At 73.6% G+C, this 25,898-nt stretch carries 22 protein-coding genes and 1 tRNA gene; 12 read left to right on the forward strand and 11 right to left on the reverse strand.

All coding sequences use genetic code 11. The features are described 5' to 3' along the window. The first annotated feature begins 206 nt into the window (after positions 1-206). Positions 207-1,670: an amidase gene (locus tag Pdca_RS32480; RefSeq protein WP_158092240.1), complete on the forward strand. Its 1,464-nt coding sequence runs from the start codon at positions 207-209 to the stop codon at positions 1,668-1,670. 33 nt (positions 1,671-1,703) lie between these two features. Continuing rightward, on the forward strand, positions 1,704-3,266 hold the full coding sequence (locus tag Pdca_RS32485) for an AMP-binding protein (protein WP_085914531.1): 1,563 nt from the start codon (positions 1,704-1,706) through the stop codon (positions 3,264-3,266). A gap of 196 nt (positions 3,267-3,462) precedes the next feature. Here the strand turns inward: Pdca_RS32485 and Pdca_RS32490 are convergent, their stop codons facing one another. Continuing rightward, positions 3,463-3,951, reverse strand: a complete 489-nt coding sequence (locus tag Pdca_RS32490) for a hypothetical protein (protein WP_085914532.1) — start codon at positions 3,949-3,951, stop codon at positions 3,463-3,465. Continuing rightward, entirely contained in the window at positions 3,948-4,556 is a 609-nt protein-coding gene (locus Pdca_RS32495; protein WP_158092241.1) for a DUF732 domain-containing protein, read from the reverse strand. Before Pdca_RS32495 ends, Pdca_RS32490 begins: the two co-directional genes overlap by 4 nt. A gap of 727 nt (positions 4,557-5,283) precedes the next feature. Between Pdca_RS32495 and Pdca_RS37290 the strand changes: the two genes are divergently transcribed. Then, on the forward strand, positions 5,284-5,625 hold the full coding sequence (locus tag Pdca_RS37290) for a hypothetical protein (RefSeq protein WP_232021314.1): 342 nt from the start codon (positions 5,284-5,286) through the stop codon (positions 5,623-5,625). After that, complete coding sequence (locus tag Pdca_RS32500; protein ID WP_232021315.1) at positions 5,610-5,981, forward strand: tyrosine-type recombinase/integrase; 372 nt, start codon at positions 5,610-5,612, stop codon at positions 5,979-5,981. The genes Pdca_RS37290 and Pdca_RS32500 overlap by 16 nt, the downstream gene beginning before the upstream one ends. A gap of 13 nt (positions 5,982-5,994) precedes the next feature. Here Pdca_RS32500 and Pdca_RS32505 read toward each other — a convergent pair. Beyond that, a tRNA-Thr gene (locus tag Pdca_RS32505) sits at positions 5,995-6,071 on the reverse strand. A 117-nt stretch (positions 6,072-6,188) separates the two neighbouring features. Between Pdca_RS32505 and Pdca_RS32510 the strand changes: the two genes are divergently transcribed. Beyond that, positions 6,189-8,471, forward strand: coding sequence for a M20/M25/M40 family metallo-hydrolase (locus Pdca_RS32510; RefSeq protein ID WP_125911645.1), 2,283 nt, complete (start codon positions 6,189-6,191; stop codon positions 8,469-8,471). Here the strand turns inward: Pdca_RS32510 and Pdca_RS32515 are convergent. The 5 genes from Pdca_RS32515 to Pdca_RS32535 form a co-directional block, all read right to left on the reverse strand. Continuing rightward, positions 8,461-8,967: a 2'-5' RNA ligase family protein gene (locus Pdca_RS32515; RefSeq protein WP_085914536.1), complete on the reverse strand. Its 507-nt coding sequence runs from the start codon at positions 8,965-8,967 to the stop codon at positions 8,461-8,463. The genes Pdca_RS32510 and Pdca_RS32515 overlap by 11 nt on opposite strands. Further along, on the reverse strand, positions 8,960-10,111 hold the full coding sequence (locus Pdca_RS32520) for a DNA polymerase III subunit delta' (protein WP_085914537.1): 1,152 nt from the start codon (positions 10,109-10,111) through the stop codon (positions 8,960-8,962). Before Pdca_RS32520 ends, Pdca_RS32515 begins: the two co-directional genes overlap by 8 nt. Next, positions 10,108-12,087, reverse strand: coding sequence for a bifunctional MFS transporter/dTMP kinase (locus Pdca_RS32525; protein WP_085914538.1), 1,980 nt, complete (start codon positions 12,085-12,087; stop codon positions 10,108-10,110). The genes Pdca_RS32520 and Pdca_RS32525 overlap by 4 nt, the downstream gene beginning before the upstream one ends. A 125-nt stretch (positions 12,088-12,212) precedes the next feature. Next, positions 12,213-13,184 (reverse strand): hypothetical protein, encoded by a 972-nt coding sequence (locus Pdca_RS32530; RefSeq protein ID WP_125911646.1) that lies wholly within the window; start codon positions 13,182-13,184, stop codon positions 12,213-12,215. Positions 13,185-13,291: 107 nt separating this feature from the next. Then, entirely contained in the window at positions 13,292-15,733 is a 2,442-nt protein-coding gene (locus Pdca_RS32535) for a penicillin-binding protein (RefSeq protein WP_232021316.1), read from the reverse strand. 159 nt (positions 15,734-15,892) lie between these two features. Between Pdca_RS32535 and Pdca_RS32540 the strand changes: the two genes are divergently transcribed. Both Pdca_RS32540 and Pdca_RS32545 read left to right on the forward strand, forming a co-directional pair. Continuing rightward, positions 15,893-16,267, forward strand: a complete 375-nt coding sequence (locus tag Pdca_RS32540; protein ID WP_085914540.1) for a WhiB family transcriptional regulator — start codon at positions 15,893-15,895, stop codon at positions 16,265-16,267. Between the two features lie 22 nt (positions 16,268-16,289). Then, positions 16,290-16,985, forward strand: a complete 696-nt coding sequence (locus Pdca_RS32545; protein WP_085914541.1) for a class I SAM-dependent methyltransferase — start codon at positions 16,290-16,292, stop codon at positions 16,983-16,985. 6 nt (positions 16,986-16,991) lie between these two features. Here Pdca_RS32545 and Pdca_RS32550 read toward each other — a convergent pair whose 3' ends face one another. Both Pdca_RS32550 and Pdca_RS32555 read right to left on the reverse strand, forming a co-directional pair. Continuing rightward, positions 16,992-18,137, reverse strand: coding sequence for an ArsA family ATPase (locus Pdca_RS32550; RefSeq protein WP_085914542.1), 1,146 nt, complete (start codon positions 18,135-18,137; stop codon positions 16,992-16,994). After that, a complete protein-coding gene (locus Pdca_RS32555) occupies positions 18,134-19,114 on the reverse strand; it encodes an ATPase BagA (protein ID WP_085914605.1) in 981 nt (326 codons plus the stop codon). Before Pdca_RS32555 ends, Pdca_RS32550 begins: the two co-directional genes overlap by 4 nt. Before the next feature lie 236 nt (positions 19,115-19,350). Here Pdca_RS32555 and Pdca_RS32560 point away from each other — a divergent pair, with 236 nt between their 5' ends. From Pdca_RS32560 to Pdca_RS37685, 3 genes are all read left to right on the forward strand, one after another. Next, positions 19,351-19,521 (forward strand): Sp36 family protein, encoded by a 171-nt coding sequence (locus Pdca_RS32560; RefSeq protein ID WP_085914543.1) that lies wholly within the window; start codon positions 19,351-19,353, stop codon positions 19,519-19,521. Next, positions 19,518-19,973 carry a RidA family protein gene (locus tag Pdca_RS32565; RefSeq protein ID WP_085914544.1) on the forward strand — a complete coding sequence of 152 codons (456 nt, stop codon included), beginning with the start codon at positions 19,518-19,520 and terminating at the stop codon, positions 19,971-19,973. Before Pdca_RS32560 ends, Pdca_RS32565 begins: the two co-directional genes overlap by 4 nt. Before the next feature lie 606 nt (positions 19,974-20,579). Beyond that, positions 20,580-23,339, forward strand: coding sequence for a hypothetical protein (locus Pdca_RS37685; RefSeq protein WP_125911647.1), 2,760 nt, complete (start codon positions 20,580-20,582; stop codon positions 23,337-23,339). Here Pdca_RS37685 and Pdca_RS32575 read toward each other — a convergent pair whose 3' ends face one another. Next, complete coding sequence (locus tag Pdca_RS32575; RefSeq protein WP_085914546.1) at positions 23,340-24,224, reverse strand: Gfo/Idh/MocA family protein; 885 nt, start codon at positions 24,222-24,224, stop codon at positions 23,340-23,342. A 52-nt stretch (positions 24,225-24,276) separates the two neighbouring features. On the opposite strand from Pdca_RS32575, the gene Pdca_RS32580 reads away from it, so the two are divergent. Together Pdca_RS32580 and Pdca_RS32585 are read left to right on the forward strand one after the other, a co-directional pair. Continuing rightward, on the forward strand, positions 24,277-25,095 hold the full coding sequence (locus Pdca_RS32580) for an NUDIX hydrolase (RefSeq protein ID WP_232021318.1): 819 nt from the start codon (positions 24,277-24,279) through the stop codon (positions 25,093-25,095). A gap of 10 nt (positions 25,096-25,105) precedes the next feature. Further along, a complete protein-coding gene (locus Pdca_RS32585) occupies positions 25,106-25,894 on the forward strand; it encodes an MBL fold metallo-hydrolase (protein WP_085914548.1) in 789 nt (262 codons plus the stop codon). The last annotated feature ends 4 nt before the right edge of the window (positions 25,895-25,898 follow it).

Raw genomic sequence — 25,898 nt, forward strand, 5'->3', positions numbered from 1 at the left:
ACGCCCCCCGCACGGATGTCCCGGCAACCGCGCCGACTCTAAGTGAAGATCTGTGAGTCTCATGAAGGCATCCGTCGGCGGCTGACAGCAAGATGAGCACTGTCTTGACGATGTCGGTGAATCTCCAATAGCGTCCCGGGTCACATGGGGTCGATGGCGTCCTCGACGCCGGGTCGACCGAGCCCATCGACGGTGAGGGAGTTCGGGTGGACACCGAGGAGATCGCGTGGCTCGATGCCACGGCGCAGGCGGCCCTGGTTCGCGAGGGTGAGGTGTCGGCGTCGGAGCTGGTCGACGCGGCCATCGCCAGGGTCGAGAAGCTGAACCCGCACCTCAATGCTGTGGTCTACGAGCGCTTCGACCGGGCCCGCTCCGAAGCAGCCGACGCGTCACTGCCGAACGGTCCCTTGCGCGGCGTGCCCTACGTGGCCAAGGACCTGCTCCAGACTTTCGCCGGGGAACCACAGAGCTCGGGCTGGAAGGTCCTCAAGGACCTCGACTTCCGCGCGCCGATCACCTCCTACGTGGCGCAGAAGCTGACCGACTCCGGCCTCGTCCGGCTCGGGCAGACCGCGACACCGGAATGGGGTGCCACGGTCTCGGCCGAGACGGACGCGTGGGGAGTCACCCCGAATCCCTGGGACCTGTCCCGGTCAGCCGGGGGATCGAGCACCGGCTCCGCCGTTGCCGTCGCGTCCGGGATGGTCCCGCTCGCACACGGCAATGACGCCGGCGGCTCGGTCCGGATCCCGGCGGGGTGGTGCGGCCTGGTCGGGCTCAAGGCGACGCGTGGACGCACCTCGCTGGGACCGGCCTTCGGCGAGTTCGCCAACGGCCACACCGAGGAGGGAGCGCTGACCCGCACGGTCCGGGACTCTGCGCTGGCGATGGACGTCATCGGTGGTGCGATGCCCGGTGACCCCTACCCGGCTCCTCCGCCGGCGCGGCCCTACGTCGAGGAACTGACGGTCGACCCCGGCAGGTTGCGGATCGGCTATCTGCGCGAGACGGCCGACGACCTCGCGTCGTTCAGCGTTGATGCCGAGAACGCGGTGGACACGGCACTGGAGCTGCTGACATCGCTCGGGCACGAGGTGGAGGACTCCCGCCCGAGCCTCCTGGAGACCGAGGGGGTCGCGAACCGCTACCTCGAAATGGGCAGCGCCTACATGGCCTCGACCGCGAACACGATGGAACAGGCGATCGGACGCGCGCTGACCCCCGAGGACTTCTCGCCATGGGTCTGGTCGATGCTCGAGCGCGGCCGACGGAACACGGCTGTCGACTTCCTCGACTACCTCGACTGGCGGAACGCCGCCAGCCGGAACACCGCCGCCTGGTGGGAGGCGGGGCACGACGTCCTGGTGGTGCCCACGACGGCGGATGTCGCGCCGGCGATCGGTGAGCTCGGGATGCGTCCGGGTGAGACCTTCGAGGACGTCGCGAACCGCTACTACCGCTACGTTCCGATCACCCACGTCTGGAACGCGACCGGCCAGCCCGCGATCTCGCTCCCGCTGTACGTCAGCCCGGCCGGACTGCCGCTGGGGGTCTCGTTCGTCGCCGCTCAGGGGCGCGAGGACATCCTGTACCGGCTCGCCGCGCAGATCGAACGGGCCGCTCCTTGGGCCGATCGCCGCCCGCCGGCCTGCTTCGGCAGCGTCAGCTAGCAACGTCGGCCACTGTCCTCCGAAAGGCACAGCATGCGAGTCATCGACTACATCGACAAGGGCGCAGACCGCGACCCCGACCGGCCGTTGATCGTCACGGACTCGACGATCATCACCCACGGCGAGGCCAGGGCGGCGTCGTGGCGCTACGCGGCCGGCCTGCACGCCGCAGGCCTTCAGGTCGGTGACGCGGTCGGGGTGCTCGCACCGAACTGCCCGGAGGCGGTCCTCGCGATGTGGGGGCTCTGGCGAGCAGGCGGGGCCTGGGTCCCGCTCAACCCCCTCAACTCGCTGTCGGCGACCCTGGACTTCGCCAACACCGTCGACTGTCGATGGCTGTTCCTGCATTCGGCATTTGCCGCGGACGTGGACCGGATCCGTGCCGCCGTGCCCGGCGTGCGCGCGGTGGTCGCGCTCGACCGGCCCTTCCCCGGCGCGACGTCGATGACGGATTTCCTCGCCGCAGGAGCCGGTACCACCGTCCCCGACTGGGATGACCCGTTCGGCAGCCCGGACGTCACCTGCGCGCTCTGGCCGACCGGCGGGACGACCGGCAAGTCGAAGGCGGTCCGATTTCCGAACTCCGTGTGGGCGGCGTTGACCGAGACGGCCACCCGGGACTGGTCGATCACCGAGCATCCGGTGAACCTCGCGGTGGCACCGATGACGCACGCCGCGGGCGGGGTCGCGGTCATCTACGCCTCCGTCGGCGCGACGATCATCCTCAGGCCGGGCTTCGACGCCGACGACGTCCTGACCCAGATCGAGAAGCACCGCGTCACGACCGTGTTCCTCCCGCCGACCGCCTACTACGGCGTACTCGACCAGCAGCGGACGAAGCCTCGGGACTGCTCGAGTCTGCAGATGCTGCTGCTGGCCGCGGCGCCCGTGTCACCCGAGCGACTGGGACAGGGGGTCGAGCTGTTCGGCCCTTGTATCGCCCAGTGCTGGGGTCAGGCGGAGTCCCCGATGGTGCTGACCTGGTTGTCTCCCTCGGATGTCGCTGCGGCAGTGGCCGGGGACCACCCCGAGAGACTCGCGAGCTGTGGCCGCCCGACCTTCTCCAGTCGGGTTGCGGTGATGGCAGAGGATGGCCGACTTCTCCCAGCCGGTGAACGGGGTGAGCTCGTCGCTCGCGGCGCCCTCGTGGCACCCGAGTACCTGCACCAGGCCGACGAGACCGCCGCAATCCGCCGCTTCGGCTGGCACCACACAGGGGACATCGGCTACATCGACGACGACGGGTTCGTCTACATCGTCGACCGCTTGAAGGAAATGATCATCACGGGGGGCTTCAACGTCTATCCGGCGGAGGTCGAAGCCGCGCTCCTCCGCCTCGACGGCGTCCGGGGCTGCGCTGTGGTGGGGGCACCGGATCCGAAATGGGGCGAGGCCGTCGTCGCCTTCGTCGTGCCGAACGAGCCGGACGCCGTGGATCCGGACTCCGTCATAGGGGCCGTTCGCGAGATGTTGGGTCCGATCAAGACGCCGAAGCGGATCATGTTCGTCGACCGCCTGCCCCAGACCCCGGTGGGCAAGATCGACAAGAAGGCGATTCGCGCCGAACTGTGGGCGGGGCTCGAACGGGCGCTCTGATCGACCTGCGCATCTCACGTCGGGGTTCGCTCCCAACGCGTTCGTTCTGGAAGGCGGAGATAGGTCAGACAGCCCGGCACGCGGGCACGCCCCCGTCGGGAGTCAACCGAATTCTGGGCCGTCCCGCCCGTCTCGAGCGACAGCCTCTCTGCCGGTCGTCCAGGCCGGCGACGTCGTCAACGTTCTGAGACGCGGCCTAGCAGCCGTCGACTCCGGGTGCGGTGTAGGCGCACCGGGCCCAATACTCGTCCTGCGCCGCGGACTCGGCCGCGTTGAGCTCGGCGTCCTGCTCGGGTGAGCAGCCGTACCCGATGCAGTCGCGGTCGACCCAGTTCTGCTCGGCGAAGGCCCGGTGCGCTGCTTCCTTCTCCGCGATGAGGTCGAGGCAGTCCTTGTTCGTGATCATGTCCGGGTCATCGGGGTTGTCGAACCGCGCCGCCGCCGCCGGTTCGCAGGTGAGCACATACTTCGGCAGCGCCTGGACCGCAGCCCGTGCGTCGGTGACCGCGGTGACCGCCTGCTGCCCACCCACCGGCAGAGACAACTTCTTTGCCGGCGGTGACACCACGACGGCGAGCGGGATGGACCCCGGCTGCGACTTCGAGGGCGCGGCCCCGGCGGCCCCGGCGAGCCCGAACCCAGCCAGCGCGACGACCACGATCGCGAGCAACACGTGGCGGCTCACGACGCCCCCTGCATGGTCCAGGTGCAGCCACCGGAGAACTTGACGAACTCGCCCGCACCGATCGTGACCGAGGACGGGCCGTCGGTGATGTCGTTGGCGATGATCGACGACGAGTCACCGGAGTCGTCGCTGAGCCGAGCCTGGTAGCAGGCCCGCGCACCGGCGATGGGACCGTCCGTCTTGTAGCGGCCTGCCTCGATGTCCGCACCGACTTCGTAGGTGCCGTCCGACACCGACGTCGCCGGCCCGGTCGCGACCGGAGCCGGGGCACCGGACTGGCCGGAGGACGCCGAGGGGAACGTGTACTGCGGGCACAGGTTCCGGTGGGCGGCATCAACCATGACCGCAGCGACCTGCGGGCCCAGCTTCGACGTGCCGAGCTCGGCGACCAGGTCTTCGCGGCTGTACTCCTGGTAGGCCATCACATCGCAGGCACCTCGCCCGATCCCGACCATCGCCTGGTCGGTCATGGTGCTGTTGAGACCGGGGGTGTCGAGCACGTCCGCGACGAATGCTTCCTCCGCCGTCGGAACAGCAGATGGTGAGGCAGCCGTCGCGCTGTCGGTCTCGACGCTGCCGGTCGACCGGGCGGTCGTGAGCGCCATCCCGGCACCGGCAGCGACGGCTACCACTCCGATGAGGATTGCCCAGGGCCAGCGGCGGCGACGCTTCGGAGACTGAACCGTCGACGCAGATTCCGTCGCCGCGGACCGCTGGACGGGGATCTGGGTCGAGTCCGATGCGGACCACTGATGCTGCTGCCATGCCTGGAACCGGGCCCACTCCTCGCGGTCCTGTTGGGGCATCGACTCCCACGTCTGCTTGTCCACGTCCCCGACCTCCCGCTACCGGACGAGCCCTGCTTGGGCCGTTCGGCCGTCACGTCGAGGACGATCACCGCCGTGTTTCCGCTGGTCATCAACTCTGATGACCAGCGATAGGTTCACGCAACGTTGTGTGCGGCGCGACGACACGGAGTTCGTGACGACTTCGCCCGTGGCCACCACACCCCGCCCCTTCGCAGCAGCAGTCGATGATCGGCGGCACAGAGCTGCGAGGCGGTGATGGTACGGGTCCAGCCAGAGAACGGCTGCTTGGAGGCGATGGCGATCGCGCTGGGCGAGCTGTCGCTCGTCGGAGACCTCGACGAGCTCGTAGACCAGCTTCGTCGCGGGCGAGTAGCGGACCCGGACGCCCGGCCGTGCCCACCAGACCAAGATCAAATCTGATGCTACAGGCAGCGACGTCACGCCGGGACTCTCGGCGCAGCTAACACGCCGACCGGGCGGGACGAATGTGACAGCGGGGATACCAGGACAGGGAGGCCAGTCGGTGAGTGCACGCGACGAGCTGCGGCGGGTGAACGAGCTGCACCACCGCGCCGAGGTGCAGCGGCGGGCGATGATGACCCCGCAGGAACGCGCCGCAGCCGACTACGTCCTCGAGTCCGAGCGGACCATGCGGGAAGGCCGCAAGGCTGCCGGCGAGACGGCGATGGCGGTCGGCGTCGCCGGGTTCTTCGCCGCGATCGTGGCGATGGCCGCGTTGACGCCATGGCTGTTCCTGCCGGTCCTCCTCGCCGGGCTGTGGGCGGCTCGGGTGGTGTTCAAGATCCGGATGGGTCAGGTGAACCGGGAGCTGTCGGCCGCACCGGCGCCGTGGGACCGGAACTGACACCTCGGTCGATACTTCGGCGGGGCTGCTGCGGAGGCAACTTCCGCCGGAACGTCTTCGACGACGCGGCCGCGCGGGTCGGGATCGTCGGACTGAGTCCGCACGGGCTCCGGCACACGGCGGCGTCGATGGCGATCGCGGCCGGGGCGACGGTCGTGGTGGTCCAGACGGTGCTGGGCCATTCCAGCCCGGTCGTCACACTGCGCACGTACTCGCACCTGTTCGCCGACGACCTCGACACGGTCGCGGACCGCCTCCAAGAGGCCAAGATCAAAGCGGATGCGGACCAGGTGCGGACCGACCGGCCGGTGTCTGATCTTCCGATGGTGAAGCAGGAGGCCCGCCATGCTGGCTGACCTGCTGCTTTCCTGGAGCCGCCTGCGGGAATCGAACCCGCGACCTACGCATTACGAGTGCGTTGCTCTGGCCGTCTGAGCTAAGGCGGCGTGCTGCGGGCCAAGTGTAGCGACCATCCCCGCGCCCCCCGCCGCAGCCCCCACCGCCCCGATGATCAACCGAAAGTCGGACGCCACGGCGCCTCCGCAGCGGGCACCATCCGGATCGTGCTGACGCGATGGGTGGCGGTCCTGGTGCTCGTGCTGCTTGCCGGGATGAGCTGGTGGGACGGCCGCGCCCCGGCCCCGGTCGGGGCCGATTCGCCGGCCGACGGGTTCAGCGCCGGGCGGGCGATGCAGACGGTGGAGGAGCTGGCCGGCGAGCCCCGGCCGGCGGGGAGCCCGGCCGCCACCCGGGCCCGGGACGAGATCGTGGACCGGCTGACGGCGGCCGGGCTGTCCACCCGGCTGCACTCGTCGACCGGGGTGATCCAGCGGGACGGCCGGGTGGGCGCCGCCCCGGTCGACAACATCGTCGCGACGCTCCCGGGGACCGATCCGACCGGGGCCGTCGTGCTCGCCGCGCACTACGACTCGGTCGCCGGTGGGCCCGGCGCCGCCGACGACATGTCGTCGGTCGCCGCGATCCTGGAGGCCGTCCGGGCGCTGCGGACCGGGCCTCCGCTGCGCAACGACCTGATCGTGCTGATCACCGACGCCGAGGAGATCGGCCTGCTCGGGGCCGAGGCCTGGGTGCGCGAGGAGCTCGGTCCGCGGCCCACGGTGACGCTCAACTTCGAGGCCCGCGGTGTCTCCGGGCCGTCGCTGATGTTCCAGACCTCGCCCGGCAACGCGGAGCTGGTCCGGGCCTTCGCCGAGGCGGTGCCGCACCCGGTCGGGGACTCGTCGCTGGCCGAGGCCTACCGGATTCTGCCCAACGACACCGACCTCACCCGGGTGCTCGACGCCGGCCGCCCCGGGATGAACTTCGCGTTCGTCGAGCAGCCGATCGAGTACCACACCGACGGTGACTCGCCGGCGAACCTGAGCGAGGCCAGCGTGCAGGGCCACGGGGCGGCGGCACTCGGGCTGGCCCGGGTGCTGGGGGACCGCGATCTCGCTCCGCTCGATCCCGCCGTGTCCGGGGTTCCGCCGTCGGACGACGTCACCTACTTCCGCGTCGCCGGCGGGCTGGTCGTGTACCCGGGAGCGCTGGTCTGGCCGGTCGCCGGGCTCGGCCTGGTCGCCGTGGCCGGCGCTGTCCTGGCCGGGCGCCGGCGGGGTCTGCTGACCGTGCCCCGAGTGCTCGGCGCGGCCGGTGGCGTCGTGCTGACGGCGATCGCCGGGACGCTCGCCTCGATCGGGCTGTGGCAGGTGCTGGTGGCGATCCGCCCGTCGTACGCCGATACCGGGCCGTTCCTGCACCGTCCCGAGCCGGTGCAGCTGGCCGCGGTCGCGCTCGCGGTGCTGCTCACCTCGGTCTGGTACCTCCTGGTTCGGCGATGGGCCGGGAGGTCCGCCGCGGCGGCCGGGGCGGCTCTGCTGCTCGCCGTGCTGGGGGTGGTGACCGCCGCGACGCTGCCCGGGCTGTCGTACCTGTTCGCGTGGCCGGCCCTCGGTCTCGGACTCGGCCTGCTCGCCACGACGTTCCTCGACCGGCGTCCGGTGGCCGCGACGGTCGCCGTCACCGTCGGCGCGGTCCCGGCCGTCGCGCTGCTGATCCCGCTGGGCTGGGACCTCTTCACGTTGTCCGGGATCGCGGACGGCATCGCGGCCGCCGTGCAGGTACTGACGTTCGCCGCTCTGACCGCGCTGCTGGTGCCCACCGGAACACCGTCGCCGGCCACCGGCCGAGGCACGCCGGCCGCGCGGCTCGCGGTACCCGCCGGGGCGCTCGCGGTCGCGGTGGCGCTGAGCGCGACCGGGCTGCTGCTGGACCGCCCGGACCTCTCGCAGCCGCAGTCGTCGCACCTGTCGTTCCTGCAGAACGCCGACACCGGCGAGGCCCGCTGGGTCAGCGCGGACACCGCACCCGCGGACTGGACCGCCGGGTACCTCGCGGACGCCGAGCCCGCCGAGGTGCCGGCCTGGCCGGGGCCGACCCCGGTGCGCACCGGCCCGGCGGCACCGCTGCCGGTGTCCGGGCCGTCCGCCGAGATCGTCGAACGGACACCGGAACGGCTGGTCGTGCAGGTCACGAGCCCGCGCGGGGCACCGACCGTCGCCGTCCGTACCGATCGGCCGCTGCCCGCCGTGACCGTCACCCCGGCCGGGCGGCCACCGGTGCGGGCGGACGGAGCGCTCGACGAGATCCAGCTGAACGCGGTCGGCCCGCAGGGGGTGCGCGTGGAGCTCGCCGATCCCGGCCCCGAGCCGGTCACCCTCACCGTCTCCGACCTGACCGTCGGCCTCGCCGAGCTGCCGGGTGCGCTGCCGCGCCCGCCGGAGCTGCGCGGGTCGCCGCGCAGCGACAGCGATCGCGTCGTGCTGACCCGGACCGTCAGCGGCTGAACGGGTAACGCGGGCCGGGCTCCCACGGCCCGCCGTCGTAACGCCACAGCGCCAGGCCGGTCACCGTCGCGTCCCAGGGCGTGAAACCGGCGGTGAGCTGCTCGTGCAACGCACGGGCCCGCTCCGGGGGGACCTTGTTCTGGACGGTCACGTGCAGCTCGGACTTGCCGGCGTCCTGCCGGGTCAGGTGGTCGCTCCAGCGTCCGGCGAGATCCCGGCGCAGCGCGAGCAGCGCGGGTGAGTCCAGTGTGTACGCGACACCGCGGCCGAGCGACCGGATGCCGGCCACCCGGGCCGGCAACGGCGCCCGGTCCGCGGCGGCGGCGACGTCGGCGACCACGCCGGACGAGAACTCCGCGGGCAGCGCGTGGAACAGGGTCAGGTGTGCGCCGACCTGTAGCCGCTCCGGCGGGAAGTGCCGCGTGCGGAGCCCGTCGAGATGACGGTCGGTGGCCTCGTCGAGCAGGGCGGTGAGGATCAGCGGCCGGTCATCCACGGTGCAGCGCGGTCATCATCGCCTCGACCGCGATCCGCGGCTTGACGTTCTGCTCGAGGGCGTCCCGGCAGGCCAGCACCGCCTCCAGCCGGCACAGCGACGACTCCGGCCCCCACTCGGCCGCCGCGAGCCGCACCTCGCGGTCCCGGTCCGGGTTGGTCAGCGCCACCTGCGCGCCGCAGGCCACGACGATGGTGTCCCGGTAGAAACCGGCCAGATCCACCAGCGCGCGGTCCAGCGCGTCCCGCTGGGTCCGGGTGGCGCGGCTCTTCTGCCGTTTCTCCAGGTCGCGTTCCGCCGCCTTCGCCGACCGGGCGGCCGAGGCGGCGCCCTTGCCGGTCCCGCCGGCACCCATCGCGACGGCCAGCTCCTCGCGTTCCGCGTCGTCCCGGGAGGAGCGCAGCTCCTCGGCCTCGCCCTCGGCCGACCGGATCAGCACCTCGGCGTGGAAGAACGCGTCGCCGAGCCGGCGCAGCTTCGTCGGCACGCCGAGGATCTCCTCCCGCCGTGTCCGCGCCTGGGCGTCGCGGGCGAGCCGCCGGGCCCGGCCGACGTGCCCGCCGCACACCGACGCCGCCCACTGCGCCTGGTCCGGATCGATCCCGTCGCGGTCGCGCAGCACGCCCGCCACCGCCTCGGCGGACGGGCTGCGCAGGTGCACCATCCGGCAGCGGGAGCGGATCGTGACCGGCACGTCGTCGGGATGGTCCGACGGGGCGCAGAGCAGGAACACCGTCTCCGGGGCCGGTTCCTCGACCGCCTTGAGCAGCGCGTTCGAGGCGCCCTCGGTGAGCCGGTCGGCATCGGCGATGATCACGATCTGCCAGCGGCCGGTCGCCGGCCGGCGGGCCGCGAGCTGCACCAGCGAGCGCATCTCGGCGACCGAGATCGACAGGCCCTCGGGGACGATCTCGCGCACGTCGGAGTGCGTGCCGGCCAGCACGGTCCGGCAGGCGGCGCACTCGCCGCAGCCCTGGTACGGGCACTGCAGTGCCGCCGCGAACGCTCGCGCCGCGTTCGACCGGCCGGACCCGGGGGGCCCGGTGAACAGCCAGGCGTGCGTCATCGCGGTGGGATCCGACGCCGCGCCGCCCAGCTCGGCGACGGCGGCGGGCTGGCCGACCACATCGGCCCAGACGCTCATGACGCACCCTCCGTCGCCACGACGCCCGGCGCAGCGGGCAGCAGTGGGAGCACCCGGTCGCGGACGCGGCCGGCGATCTCGTCGGTGTCGCCGTCGGCGTCGACGACCACGTGTCGTTGCGGCTCCGGGGCCAGTGCGCGGGCCAGCAGCCGCTGCACCCGGGCGTGCTCGATCCCGGCCACCCCCGGCTCCGTGCGGGGCTGCGGTGCCCGGTCGAGCAGCACCGTCAGGTCGGGCCGCAGGCCGCCGGTCGCCCAGCGGGCCAGGCTCGCCAGCTCACCGTCGTCCGGCCCGGTGCCGGTCTGCTCGGCGGCGATCCCGAAGCGGGCGAGCGGGCCGGCGACGAACCGGTCCACGACGACGACGGCCCCGGCGTCGAGCGACGGCCGCACCACGCGCTCGACCAGGTCGGCCCGCACCGCGGCGGCGGCGAGTGCCTTCGCCCGCAGCCCCGCGAGATCGGTCGCTATCCCGCCGTGCTCCTCGTGGCCTGGTTCGACGACGTCGTACCCCAGCTCACGCAACGTGCCGGCGAGCCGCTGGGCCTGGTCGACCGTGTCCTGCGGAGTGGCTCCCTCGACGGCGATCAGCACGCCGGCGCCGGTGCGCCGCTCCCCGGAGCGCAGCGCCGAGACCAGGTCCGTGACCAGCGGTTCGAGCCCGCGGTCGTCCATCTGCCGGTAGGCGACGGCGCCGACCACGGCGGCGATGAGACCGCCGCCGGCCAGCACGAACCGGGTGCCGTCGACGAGGAACTCGGAGTCACCGAAGGTGATCGTCCGGGTGGCGACGAGGCCGACGACGACCGGCACCAGCGACATCGAGCCGAGCAGCACCAGCCGCACCAGCGACTGGACGAAGGCGTTGATCCGGCCGCGGATCCCGTCCGCGACCTGGGTGCCGATGATGGTGAGGCCGGTGAGGAAGGCGATCCCGGCGAAGGCGCCGACGAACATCACCGCGGCGATCGCCATGAACAGGTGCACGGCCACCGCGACGACGACGAGTGACAGCCCGGCCGCGACGATCGCGGTGCCGAACAGCCGGTTGTGCGGCAGCCGCTGGGCCAGTCGCGGGCCGATCCCCATGCCGATCGCCAGTCCGGCGAAGACGGCGCCGAACAGCACCGAGTACGCGGCGTCGCCGCCGCCGAGGCTGGACGCGTAGAGCTTGGCGGTGGCGATCACCGCGCCGCCCGCGGTGAAGGCGCCGACGATGCCGATGACCAGACCCCGCACCAACGGGGTGTCGATGACGAACCGGAAGCCGTCGCGGAGCAGGAACAGCATCGACGGCGGTGCCTGCTTGCGGTCCGCAGCGCCGGTCCGGCCGGACACCTCCGGGATCCGGAAGAACACGACCAGCGCGGAGATCAGGAACGCGAACGAGTTGACGAACAGCGCGATGTACACCGCGGTCGCCGGATCGGCGTCGATGAGCGGGGCGAGCTTGCTGACCAGTGCGAACAGGCCGGCGCCCGCGAGCACCGCGACGCCGTAGGTGACGACCAGGCCGAGCTGGGCGGCGGCCTCCATCTGATCCGGGCGGCGCAGCAGGTTGGGCACCGCTGCGTCCTTCGCCGGGATCCAGAACATGGTGCACAGCTCGATCAGCAGGGTGACCACGAGCAGCCACCACAGCGACCCGACGAACGGGATCGAGATCAGCAGCCCGAACTTGAGCAGGTCGCAGGTGACCATCACCTTGCGCCGGTCGAACCGGTCCGCGAGCACCCCGGCCAACGGCCCGAACAGCAGCGACGGGATCAGCTTCGTGGCGACGACGCCGCCCAGCGCGAAGCTCTGCGCGGTGTAGCCGGCGCCCGCGGTGAGGTGCGTGGCCAGCGAGGTGAGCGCCAGCAACGACATCCACTCGCCGGTCGAGGTGAGCGCGGTGACCGACCACAGCCTGCGGAACGCGGGGATGGCGAGCACCGAGGACACCCGGTGCGCGGTGGAGGCGGGCTGCGGCGACACAGGCGTGACGATCGCGGCTCACCTCCTCACGGATCGCGACCGTGGCGGACGACGATTCTCGGGGGGCCGTCCGGATCACCAGGGTAGTCGGGGGGTCCGACGGTCCGCGGGCGGCGCCGGGCGCTTCAGACGATGGTCGAGAGCGTCTGGATGATGATCACCAGGTAGATCGCCACGAAGAACAGGGTGAACGCCCGCGCGCCGTTGCGTCCGCGGGTCAGCCGGGAGAAGCCGATCAGCCCGGGTTCGATCTCCACCCGGGGCCGCGCCGACACCGCGGGCGGCCGGTAGATCAGCCCGATCGGCTCGGCATCGCCGCCGCGCGGGCGCCGGGGGGACGGCAGCCCGGGGGCGGGGCCGGTGGGTGCACGGCGGGGCGCGGGCAGGCTGGGGGTCCCCGGCTCGTCCGGCGTCCGCGGTCCGGGGACCGTCCCGCCGCGGGACGGCCGGGTGGATGCGCGGCCGGTGCGCGACGGCGGGGGATCGGCCGGGGCCGTCGCCGGGGCGGGGCCTTCCCCGGCGCTGGTGCCGGAGCCGCTGCCGGTCCCGGCAGGGGTGTCGACCGCGGAGCCGGTCTCGTCGTCGTCGCTCGACGGGTGGGTGTTGTCGGCCGGATCGGGGTGCTCGGCCTGGTCGGTGTCCTGGGCGGTGTCGGCTTCATCGGCCGGGCCGGCGTCCTCGGCGGTGTCGGCTTCATCGGCCGGGTCGGTGTCCTCGGCCGGGCCGGCATCCTCGGCTGGGCCGGCATCCTCGGCTGGGCCGGCATCCTCGGCTGGGCCGGCATCCTCGGCGGAACGGGCCTCGTCGGCCGAGCCGGCGCCTTCGGCCGCGTCAATGTGCTCGGCCGCGTCGATGCGCTCGGCCGCGTCGATGCGCTCGGCTCCGCTCGCCGGACCGGACTCGGGCTCCGGCTCGGGGGCCACAGCGATCCCACCGGCCGCCCCGGGGGACCGGAGCCCACCGGACCCCGGGCCCGCCGCGGCCCGCTCCCCGGCGAGCCGCGCGGCCTCGCGCTCGGCGACCAGCCGCGCCACGCCCCAGCGTCCGTCGTCGGCGGGGGCCGGCGCGGTACGCCTGCTCCTCCACCGCACGGCCATGCCCCGCATGCTAAGCCGCGACCAGGCCGGATGCCTCGTCCCGAAGCGGTATGCCGCCGACGCACGCCCGACCGGGTGACGGCCGGATCCGGCCGGCGGAGTACCCGTCAGCCCCCTTCGGGGGGCCCGTCACCGTTCTCGCCGGGTGGCGGGCCACCGTCACCCTGGTCGCCGTCCGGAGGTCCACCGTTCTCGGGTGGCGGACCATCGCCCTCCGGTGGGGGCGCACCCTGCGGCGGCCCCGGGGGCGGCGGCGGGGCGGGCACCGATCCACTGCTGACCTGCAGGGTCACCTGCTCGCCCGGCAGTGCCGCTCCGCGCGGCTCCTGCCCGACGACGGTGCCCTCCGGTGCCCGGTTGTCGACCGTCCGGGTCGTCACCTGCCAGCCTGCGCCCTCCAGCTCGGCGCGGGCGGCCCCCGCCGAGCGGCCGACGACATCCGGGATCCGGGACTCGGCGCCGCCGTCGAGGTAGCGCGGGTCGGCCGGCGGGAGCGGGGTCGGCGGCGTGTCGCCCAGCAGCGGCGACACCGCGCCGTACCAGGTCCTGGCGGGGGTCTTCCCGCCGAAGATGTTGCCGTTGCCGCAGGCGAACGGGCCGTTGCCGCCGTCGCACAACGGTCGCGGGGAGTTCGAGTTGTCGAAGGTGATGACCGCGCCGGACATCTCCGGCACCGCCCCGAGGAACGCCGCGGACTTGTTCTGCTGAGTGGTCCCGGTCTTGCCCGCCATCGGCCGCGTCCAGCCGGCCGCGCGCGCCGCGGCGGCGGAGGTGCCGGAGATGTCGTCCTGGCTCATGCCGTGGACCATCGTGTTCGCCAGGCCCGGCTCGACGGCCTGCTGGCACGGCTCCTCGGTGATCTCGACGTCCTCGCCGTTCGCGTCGGTGATCGAGTCGATCGGCGACGGTGGGCACCACATGCCCTCGGAGAACAGCGTCGCGCCGACGTTGGCCAGCTCCAGCACGCTGGTCGGTGTCACGCCCAGGGTGAACGACGCCAGCTTCTGCTCCTTGATCACCTCGGCGATCGAGCGGTCGGTCCGGCGGCCGGAGCCCGGGTCGACGAACGGCGTCGTCGCCAGGGACTTCATCCCGAGCCGGACCGACATGTCGACGACGTCCGGGACGCCGGTGAACTCCTCCAGCTTGATGAACGCGGTGTTCGGCGACTGAGCGAGCGCGTCGGTCAGGCTCATCCGCGCCGGGAGCCCCTCGCTGGCGTTGCGGACCGGGATCGGCCGGCCGCCGCCGTCGGTGTAGATCGGGGACGCGTAACCGGACGCCGGGACCTGCATCGAATAGTTGATGCCCAGGCCCTTCTCCAGCGCGGTGGCCGCGGTGAAGATCTTGTACGTCGAGCCGGCGCCCAGGTTCACCGGCTGATACGGCAGGCCGTAGCTGGTCTCCTCGGCGTCCGCGTTCAGCCCGAAGGTGCGGCTCGATCCCATCGCCAGCACCCGGTGCTGGTCCTTGCCCGGCTGCACCAGCGACATCACGTTCGCGACGTTCGGGGTGTCCGGGGCGACCTCACGGTCCAGCGCGGCCTTGACCTCCTCCATCGCCCGGCGGTCCAGCGTCGTGCGGATGGTGTAGCCGCCGCGCAGGATCTGCTCCTCGGTGAAGCCGGCCTCGGTCAGGTACTGGACGACGTACTTGCAGAAGAAGCCGGTGTCCCCGGCGCCGATGCAGCCGTTCGGCACCCGGACCAGCGGATTCGCGATCCCGATCGGGGCCGCCATGGCCTCCTTCGCCTGGGCGTCGTCGATCATGCCCTGGCCACGCATCTGGTCGATGACCACGTTCCGCCGCTGCATGGCGGTCTCCGGGTGCCGGGCCGGGTCGTAGCGCGTCGTCGACTGGACCATCCCGGCGAGCGTCGCCGCCTGCGGGACCGTCAGCCGGTCCGGCGTGGTGTTGAAGTACGTCCGCGCCGCGGCCGCCACGCCGTAGGAGCCGTTGCCGTAGAACACCATGTTCAGGTAGCGGTTGAGGATCTCGTCCTTGCTGAGCTGGCGCTCCAGCTGCAGTGCGACCCGCGCCTCCTTGAGCTTGCGGGCCGCCGTCTGCTCGGTCGCCTTGAGCCGCTCGGCCTCGGTCCGGGCCTCGACGTAGAGCATGTAGTTCTTGACGTACTGCTGGGTCAGCGTCGACGCACCCTGGACGACGTTGCCGGAGGTGGAGTTCGCGACGACGGCGCGCAGCGTGCCCTGCCAGTCGACGCCGTCGTGTTCGTAGAACCGGCGGTCCTCGATGGCGAGCGTCGCGGCCTTCATCGCGGGTGAGATCTGCTCGTTCGTGACCTCTGTCCGGTTCTGGTCGAACAGGTAGGCGATCGGGCGCCCGTCGGAGTCGGTCAGCGTGGTCGTCCGCGGAACGGGATTGTTCACCAGGTCCGCCGAGCTGGAGGTGACGCTGTCACCGGCATCGTTCGACAGCACCCCGAGCCCACCGGCCAGCGGGAACGCCATCCCGGCCGTGACCACGCCGAGCAGGACGCACAGGCCCGCGAGCACGCCGATCGGGCGGAGCAGGCGCCGGGGGAACCTCACGGCGCAAGAGTACGGCCCGCGGAGTCAGGAAGCCGTCAGGTCCGTGTCCCCGGGTTGCGTAGTTTTGCGCGCTGCCCCGGCACCGCCCCGCTGCCGAGAATCGACGGTGTCGAACGCGGGCCCGTCGGGAGGCCCGCCCGGACCGAGGGACCCGCCGCCATGACCGAGCACAACGTCACCCAGATCGACTCGCGCCGCACCGGGCGGCCCCGGCTGCGGCCCGCCGGGTTGCGGCCCTCGGGCACGGTCTGGAACTGGCGGGCAGCCGCCCGGTGCCGCGCCTCCGATGCCGAGGACCTGTTCGTCACCGGGGCCCGGCAGCGGGAGGCCCGCGAGTTCTGCTTCGGCTGCCCGGTCCGCACCGAGTGCCTGGCGCACGCGCTCGACCAGCAGGTCGAGTTCGGGGTCTGGGGTGGGACGACCGAGCGGGAACGGCGGGCGCTGCTGCGCCGCCGCCCGGACGTCGACGACTGGGCCGACCTGCTCGGGCAGGCCCGCAGCGATCATTACGCCGGTCGGCCGCGTGGCGCGTAGTGCCGCTGGCTAGGTTCCCCACGTGCAGACCACCGAGTGGCCGGAGCTCCTGTCCGACCTCTACCGGACACATGCCGACGACCTGGCCGCCGTGATCGCGCAGCAGCGGGCGTTCCTGGCGGAATCACCCACGGTCGTCCCGCAGCTCGACGACGTCGAGGCCGAGATCACCTACCTGCTGCTCCGCCATCACCGGCCGGCGCAGGTGGTGGAGATCGGGACGTTCCACGGCTGGTCGACCACCTGGATCCTGTCCGCGCTGCGCGACAACGACCACGGCCGGCTGCACTCGTTCGACCTGGTCGACCATGTGCGGCGAAGCGTGCCCGCCGAGCTGGCCGGGCAGCGCTGGACGTTCCACCAGGGCGATCTGCGGGACACCATCGGCGAGGTCCCGGCCGACACCGGCTACCTGTTCGTCGACGCCGACCACGGGCGCCGGTTCGCCCGCTGGTACCTGGCGAACCTGTTCCCGCGGATCCCGTCCGGCACCCCGACGAGCGTGCACGACGTGTTCCACCTGCGGTGGGCCCGCCCGTTCACCGAGGGCGCCGAGGTGCTCCGCCGGCTGAAGGCCGACTCGGTCCCGTGGTTCACCGCGGCCCGGCCCGCCGCGCGGGAGAACCTGCGGATGCTCGACGCGGTGCGGGCCGAGGTCGGGATCACCGGGGCCCGGGGGACCACCCGCAACCCGATGATCTTCTTCACGATGCCCTGATCCGCCTCAGCTCCCGGTCGCGACCGCCCCCGGCTCCGGCTCGACCGCCAGCAGCGCCCCGACCTTCCGCAGCCCGTCCAGGTCGGCGATGTCCCCGGCCAGCGACGGCACCCGCGCCACCGGCACCGACGGATGTGCCGCGGAGAACCGGGTGAGCAGGTGCTCCTCACGCTCGTGCAGGTCCACCCGGTCGGCGTGCAGCCGCAGCACGGCCGCCGCGATCTGCGAGCCGGGTCCGCCGACCTGCTCGGCCGCGGCCCGGGACCGGGCCGCCGACACCGAGGCCAGCACCGGATGCGTCCGGTTCAGCACCAGCCCGGCCAGCGGCATGTCCTCCGACGTCAGCCGATCGGTGAAGTACGCGGCCTCGCGCAGCGCGTCCGGTTCCGGTGCGGCGACGACCAGGAAGGCCGTCCCCGGCGAGCGCAGCAGCGCATAGGTCTTCTCGGCCCGCTCGGCGAACCCGCCGAACAGGGTGTCGAAGGCCTGCACGAACGCCGACGCGTCCTGCAGCATCTGGCCGCCGATGATCGTCCCGACGGCCTTCGCGAACAGCCCGAACCCGGCCTCGACGATCCGGCGCAATCCCCGGCCACCGGCCCGGGCGGGGGCGGCCAGCAGCCGGATCATCCGGCCGTCGAGGAACCGGGACATCCGCTGCGGGGCGTCCAGGAAGTCCAGTGCCGAGCGGGACGGCGGGGTGTCGACGACGACCAGGTCCCACGTCCCGGCGGCGACGAGCTGCCCCAGCTTCTCCATCGCCATGTACTCCTGCGTCCCGGAGAACGACGAGGAGATGACCTGGTAGAACGGGTTCTCGATGATCTTCTCGGCCCGGTCGGGCGGCGCGTGGCCCTGCACCATCTCGTCGAAGGTGCGGCGCATGTCCAGCATCATCGCGGCCAGCTCGCCGTCGGCCTCGCCCACCGGCGCCGGGTCGTTCGACAGCTCGGACAGGCCGAGCGCCTGCGCCAACCGGCGGGCCGGGTCGATGGTCAGCACGACGACCTGACGGCCCCGCTCGGCCGCACGCAGCGCCAATGCCGCCGACGTGGTCGTCTTGCCGACACCGCCGGAGCCGCAGCAGACGATCACCTTCGTCTCCGGGTCGTCGATCAGTGCGTCGACGTCCAGCACGTCCGGTTCGCTCATCGCCGTGCCTCCAGGTGCACACCCTGCGCGGTCATCGACTCCGCCAGCTCGTAGAGCGCCCCCAGGTCGACGCCACCGAGCACGGCGGGCAGCGTCAGCCTGGGCAGCGGGGGATCGGGTTCGGTGTCCAGCCTGCGCAGGGCGGCGGTCTCCCCGGCGACGGCGACGGCGTGCTCCACGGTCTCGGCGACGAGGCCGTCGATCTCGTCGGACGCCAGCTCGATCCCGGCGCTCTGCAGACCGTTGCGGATCCGGCCGGCGTCGACCCGTCCACCGGCGGCCGCGGTCAGCGACCGGTCCGGCAGCCACTGCTCCCGCATCCGGTTGACCACGACGGTGCCGACCCCGATCTCCGCCCGGTCCAGTTCGGCGATCGCGTCCAGGGTCTCGCTGACCGGCAGGTCGGAGAGCAGCGTGACCAGGTGCACCGCGGTCAGCGGCGAGTGGATCAGCTGGTTGACGCCCTCGGCCTGGCTGTGGATCGGGCCGACCTTCGCCAGGTCCGCCATCGCCTTCGTGACGTCGAGGAAGGTGACCAGCCGGCCGGTCGGCGGCGCGTCGAGGACGACCGCGTCGTAGGCGGGCCGCCCGTCGGCCTCGCTGCGGGTGACGCACTCCTTCGCCTTGCCGGTGAGCAGCACGTCGCGCAGGCCGGGGGCGAGGGTGGTGGCGAACTCGATCGCGCCCATCCGGCGCAGCGTCCGGCCGGCCATCCCGAGCCGGTAGAACATCTCGAAGTACTCGAGCAGGGCGGCCTCGGTGTCGACCGCGAGCGCGCGCACCTCGCCGCCGCCCGGTGCGACCGCGATCCGGCGCTCCTCGTAGGGCAGTGGCGCGGTGTCGAACACCTGCGCGATGCCCTGCCGGTTCTCGACCTCGACCAGCAGCACCCGCCTGCCCCCGGTGGCCAGCGCGAGCGCGAGCGCCGCGGCCACGGTGGTCTTCCCGGTTCCACCCTTGCCGGACACGACATGCAGCCGTGCCTGCGCGAGTCCGGCGGGCCAGGCCTCCGGACGACCGGTGCCGGTCGCGCTGTCTTCGCTGTCTTCCCCCCGACCGGGGTGGACGGTCGTCGTCACACGTTCACCGTACGGAGCACGCCCGCGGGCGGCCCGTCGACGAGGCGGGGCCCACACGGACGCCCGTCGCAGTCAGACTGCCATCCGTCGCGGGAGTGCGGTCCGCCCTCGGATGTCCGGGTTAGAGTCCGGCCATGAGCTCCCCGGCTGTGAAATGGGAATACCTGACCGCCCCGCTGCTGATCCACAACACCAAGGCGATCCTGGACAACTTCGGTCAGGACGGCTGGGAGCTGGTCACCGTCACGGCCGGCGCGAACGCGGAGCAGCTCGTCGCCTTCTTCAAGCGGCCGGTGCAGCAGTGAGCGCACTCGCCCGCCTGAAGGAACTCGGCCTGACCCTGCCCGCGGTCGCGACGCCGGCCGGCGCCTACATCCCGGCCCGGCGCACCGGGAACCTGGTGTTCACCGCCGGGCAGGTCCCGTTCGTCGACGGGAAGATCGCCGCGACCGGCAAGGTCGGCGCCGGCGTGACGCCGGAGGACGCCTACGGCCTGGCCCGGATCTGCACGCTGAACGCGCTCGCGGCGATCGACGGCCTGGTCGGGCTCGACGCCGTCACCGGTGTGGTCAAGGTCGTCGGCTTCGTGTCGTCCGATCCGTCCTTCACCGGGCAGCCCGGTGTGATCAACGGCGCGTCCGACCTGCTCGGCGAGGTGTTCGGCGAGGCGGGGGCACACGCCCGATCGGCAGTCGGGGTGGCCGTCCTCCCGCTGGACGTGCCGGTCGAGGTCGAGCTGACCGTCGAGGTCGGCTGAGCGGAACCGGCGGGACGAACACATGGGCACAGCGGAGCGCACGACGCCGGCCGGGCACGAGCTGCTCCTGCAGCTGGCCGGCCGGGTTCCGGACGAGCTGCTGTGGCGGATGCGGAACTGGCTCGCCTGCGGTGACTCCGACGCGCTGAGCGCCACCCTGCCGCGGACGCTGTTGCGGCACCGGATCGGGATCACCGACACCGAACGCGCGCTGCTGGCCGAGGTCGTGGTGCCGGAGTCGCCGTCGCGACGCCTGGTCGACGCGGTGCTTCCCGGCACGTCCCCGCCCCCGCCGTCGTTCGGGCCGGGCGATGCGGACCTGGCCGCCTGGTCGGCCATGTCGGTCGTGTCCTCGGCGGGCGGCGGCGAGCTGCTCGTCGCCACCCGGGACGACGGCGCGCGGATCCTGCTGGTCCGGGACGCGGACCGGCCGGTCGAGCTGACCGCCACCCTGCAGCGCCTGCTGCGGGTGCACGCGAGCACGTTCCGCGGGTGGAGGTCTGGGTCGGCGACGACCCGCCGGCCGCCTACCACGGGGCGGCGTGTTCCGCCGCCGTGTCGCTGTGGAGCAGGTCGCCGGTACCCACCGGCTGACAAGGAGGCCCCATGTCCGACCCCACGTACCGGCTGTTGCTGGAGCTGGCCGGCCGGGTGGACGACGACCTGCTCGCCACCGGGCGGGAGCTCGTCGCCGTCGGCGAGGAGGGGCACGCACTGGAACTGCTGGTGGCCGAGCTGGTCGCCGGACGGGTCGTGCTGCCGCCGTCGGTGCGGCTCGACCTGATCGCGGAGGCCGCGGCGCGGCGGATCCAGCCGGACGCCGACCGCTGCCTGCCCCGCGGTGACCTCGCCTCCGCCGCCGGGATGGCGCACCGCTTCACCGGCAGCGGACCGGCCGCGGACGCCGAGGCCGTCGCCGACGCGCTGACCGGTGTCCCGGCCCCCGACGGCGGCTGGCGGCTGGCCTGGCGGACGACGCCGGCCGGGTCCGCACCGGGACCGCTGCCGCATCCGCTGCTGCTGGCCCGCACCGGTGGCGGGGGTTCCGCCGAGGTCCTGACCTACCAGGCGCAGACCGCGCTGCGCGGGGCCGGACTGTCGGTGTCGGTCGAGGTGCTCGGCGACGACGACGAGGACACCGCCTACCACCGGGCCGCCCGGGAGGCCGGTGTGCCGCTGCCGGTCGGTGCGGATGACCCGGCGCCCTCGACCGGCTCCGACGACGAGTGGCCCGGGACCGGCGATGCCCGTACCCCGGATGCCCGTACCCCGGACGCTCGTGCTTCCGATGCCCTTGCCCCGGACGCCCGTATCCCGGATGACCGTCGGCACGCGGAGCCGTCGATCCTCGACCGGCGCGATGCCGAGGACGACGCGGTGCGGGAACCGCGCTCCGCCCTCCGAGCGGTCGCGTCCGCCGCACCCGACGACGGCCTCCCGCAGACCGACGACGAGCCCGACCGGCACAGCCAGCCGGAGCCCGGGCCCGTCGACGAGCAGCCGGGCCCCGGTCCGGCGCCGCACGGATCCGGAGCCCCTGAGCAGGAGGAATCCGGATCACGGTTCGGACCGTCCACGCCGACCGAGCCGTCGGGGAGGCCTGAGTCGGCCGAGGCGCCCGACGTCTCCGCGCCCGGCGGGCGGTCCGATTCGCTCCCGCCGTCTGCATCGTCCGAACTCGGCGGACGGTCCGAGTACTCCGCGCAGTCCGACCCCGCCGCACCGTCCGGATACCCCGCGCGGTCCGAGTACTCCCCGCCGACCGAGGCCTTCGCACAGTCCGAGGCCTTCGCGACGGCCGAGCACTCCGGGGCACCCCAGCTCTCCGGGTCACCCGCGCTTCCCGAGTCACCCGAGTCACCCGAGTTCAGCACACCGACCGGGTACTCCGCCTCGTCCGGGTACTCCGCCCCGTCCGAACTCACCGCGACGGCCGAGCACTCCGCACCGTCCGAGTACTCCGCACCGACCGAGCACTCCCTGCCCACCGAGTCCTCCGCACCGACTCGACTCGCCGCGCCGACCGGCGCACCACCCGTCGCCACGGCCCCGCCGGTGGAACCGCCGGCCCCGGTGATCGAGCATCCGCCGGGCGACCTGCCGTCGAGCGCCGGTCCGGGCCCCGCGCCCGGCGCCGGGACGTTCGACGCCGGGCTCCCCGGCCCGGACGACCCCGCCGGGCAGGCCCCCGCAGACACCGCGGCGGACCTCGACACCCCCGCCGCGGCGGCACATCCCGCGCCGCGGCCCTCACCGCCGATCCGCGCGCTGCGCGGGTCCACCGGCGGCGACTGGTTCGAGTCCGCCGATCCGGACGGACGGCCCGCAGGCACCGGGCCCTCGAACACGGGTCCCGGCGGTACCGATCCCGGCGGGGCCCCGGAGCCGCCGCCCGGCGGCCCGGAGCCCGGTGGCGGCACCGGGTACCGGTCGGCCGACGGCCCGCTGCCCGTTCGCGCCGTGCCCCGGCCCGGCGAGCCGGCGACCCCGGAGACCGGCCTGTCCGTCGTCCGCGGCACCCGTCCGGCCGACGCGGGCGCCCGCACCGACGCCTGGGACGCGACCGGCAGCGTGATCGACCACCGGGAGCCGGCCCACTCCGAGTTCGGGCCGGCCGCCGGCAACGGGCATCCGGTCCGCGATCCGTCGCCGCACCCGACAGCCGGAACCCCGGCCCCGGCCCCGGCCCCGGACAGTGCGTCCGGCGCACCCGGATCGGTTCCGGAGTACCCCGCCGAGGCCGGCCCGCCGGACCGGCCCCACGCCGAACATCGCCTACCGGACCGATCCCCTGCCGCCCCCGGCCTGCCGGACCGGTCCCACGTCGAGCACGGCCTGCCGGACCGACCCCACGCCGGACCGGCGCCGCTGCGGGCCGTGCCGTCCAGGACCCCCGCTCGACCGGCCACGGACGAGGCCGCCTGGCTGCAGGACTGGGCGTCCGGAGCCTGGACCGGCGACGCAGGCACGACCTCGGGGACACCGGCACCCGAGGCACCGGCCCCCGAAGGGACCGAGCCCGCGGCCGGGACCGACGACCCGACCCCGGCGCCCGGCGTGCCGATCGTGCACGCGCCTGCACCGCCGCCGTCGGCCCCACCCGAGACCGGCGGGGCGCACCGCCCCCGGCACATGCTCATCGCCGAGGACACGACCGGCGATGACACCGCCACGGCGCCCGCCGACCGCAACGGCATCCCGCGCCCCTCACCGCAACCCCGGCCGCAGCCGACGGGCGGCCTGGTCGACCGGCTCAGCCCGACCGAGCAGGACCTCCTACAGCGCCTGCACGAGGAGCTCGCGGCCCGGGAGACCGGCGGCGAGCCGACACCGCGGAACGGGACCGCGCGCGCCGATCCCGGCTGATCACCGTTCGGCGGCCCGCCGCACGTCCTCGACGACGCGCTGCAGGTGCAGCGCGCGGCGGGCGTCGACCGGCAGCCGCGGGTCGCCCGCCGCGACCGCGTCGGCGAGATCGTCGAGCAGCCGGGCGTAGCAGGCCACCGCGTCGGCCGGACGGGTGTCCAGCCGGTGCCGCCCCGCCGCGCCGACGACCGACACCTCGAACTCGGTCGGGTCGACCGGGATCCGCAGCGACAGCGTCAGCGAGCTGTGCGCCCCACCCGCGTGCGCGAGCCCGATCCGCCACAGGTCCGGTTCGTCGCGGCGGGCCTGGTCGACGCCGGTGACCGGGCCGAGCGCGGCGTCCAGCAGGTCGATCAGGTGCGGTCCGACGTCGAGCAACGCACCGTGCTCGGCCCGCCACGCCGACGTCGCGAACGGGCCGCCGAGCAGCGCGCCGGAGAGCCAGCGCGCGGTGCCGACGGTGTCCGCTCCGTGCGGGCCGGCCGGGATCGCGTCCAGCCACGCCCGGATCGCCGGATCGAACCGCAATGTCAGGACGGTCGCCGAGCACACCCCGGCGTCGTCGATCGCGGCGGCGGCCCGCTCGGCGGCGGCCAGGTCGGCGGCGAGCGGCTTCTCCAGCACGACGTGCTTCCCGGCGGCCGCGACCCGCGCCACCAGCTCGCCCTGGACCTGCGGCGGCACCGCGAAGGCGACGGCGTCGCAGGCGTCGAGCAGGTCGTCGAGCCGTTCGTGGACGGGACCGCCGCTGATCGCCGCGACCTCGGCCGCCATCGCGGGGCGGCGGGCCCACACGCCGGCCGCGGTCCAGCGCGGGTGGCCGGCGATCGCCGGCGCGTGCACCGTGCGGGCCCAGGGCCCGGCACCGACGAGACCGATCCGCATGCGGGCATTCTCACGGCCCGGGTGCCGGGACGATGACCTAGGGTCCGGAACCATGGGCACCGCAGCTCCGCACCCGGCCCGGCCGCAGCCGGTCGAGCCGAGACCCGCCGCCACCGTGCTGCTCCTCCGGGACTCCCCGGAGGGCGGTGAGCTGCAGGTGTTCCTGCAGCGGCGGGTCACCGGGATGGCGTTCGCCGGCGGGATGACGGTGTTCCCCGGCGGTGGCGTGTCGCCCGACGACGTACCCGACCCGGCGCGCTGGCGGGGCCCCGGACCGGCCCGGTTCGGCTCCCGGCTCGGCCAGCCCGAGACCTTGGCCGCCGCGCTGGTGACGGCCGCGGTCCGCGAGACGTTCGAGGAGTGCGGGGTGCTGTTGGCGTCCCGGCCCGGATGCCCGCCGGTGCCGGTCGCCGAGGCCCCGACCTGGCGCGCGGACCTGGAGGGGCGCCGCGTCACGCTGCCCGCCCTGCTCGACCGGCACGACATGGAGCTGCGCGCCGACCTGCTGGTCCCGTGGTCCCGGTGGATCACCCCGCCGGTGAACCCGCGCCGCTACGACACCGCGTTCCTGGTGGCCAGGGTCCCCGACGGGCAGGTCGCCGACGACGCGACCACCGAAGCCGTGGAGGCCCGCTGGTGGGCGCCCGCCGAGGCGCTGGCCGGGCACACCGCCGGCGAGCTCTCGCTGATGGCGCCGACCCTGCACACCCTGCAGGACCTGGCCCGGCACCCGAGCGCCGCCGCGGTGCTCGACGCCGCCGCCCGCCGGGACATCTCCCCGGTGACACCGGAGGTCCGGCGCGAGGGGCGGGTCGCGGTGATCACCCTGCCCGGTGACCCGGACTGGCGCTACGAGGAGACCGTGAGATGAGTGATCCGAGATGAGCCATCCGCTCTACGGCAGCCTGCGCGCGGTGCACCCGCTGGCATCGGTGCTGTTGCAGCACAATCCCGGCCCGATGACGCTGGAGGGCACCAACACCTGGGTGCTGTCGGTACCCGACTCCGGGGAACGGCTCGTCGTCGACCCCGGTGAGGACGATGGCACCCACCTGGAGACGCTGGCCGACGGTGCGCCGGTCGCCGCGGTCGTCCTGACCCACCGTCATCACGACCACGCCGGCGGCATCGGCCGGTTCGTCGAGCTCACCGGCGCTCCCGTGTACGCCGCCGATCCGTCGCTGGTGTCGGGCACCGAGCCGCTCACCGACGGCACGGTGATCGCCGCGGCGGGCGTCGAGCTGGCCGTCATGACGACGCCGGGGCACACATCGGACTCGGTGTCGCTGCTGCTCACCGGTCCGGGTTCGGACGGTGCCGCACTGCTCGCCGGGGACACCGTGCTGGGCCGCGGCACCACCGTCATCGCGTACCCGGACGGCGCACTCGGCCCGTACCTGGACTCGCTGCGCCGGATCGCCGAGCTGCCCACCGGCACGCCGGTGCTGCCCGGGCACGGACCGGAGCTGCCGGACGCCGCGGAGATCGCGAACACCTACCTCAAGCACCGCGAGCAGCGCCTGGAGCAGGTCCGCGCCGCGCTGGAGGAGCTCGGGCCGGACGCGCCGCCGCGCGCTGTCGTCGAACTGGTCTACGCCGACGTCGACACCTCGCTGTGGGACGCCGCGGAGCTCTCGGTACGGGCCCAGCTCGACCACCTCCGCGGCTGAGGGC

It is taken from the genome of Pseudonocardia autotrophica (assembly GCF_003945385.1).
In the GTDB taxonomy this organism is placed as follows: domain Bacteria; phylum Actinomycetota; class Actinomycetes; order Mycobacteriales; family Pseudonocardiaceae; genus Pseudonocardia; species Pseudonocardia autotrophica.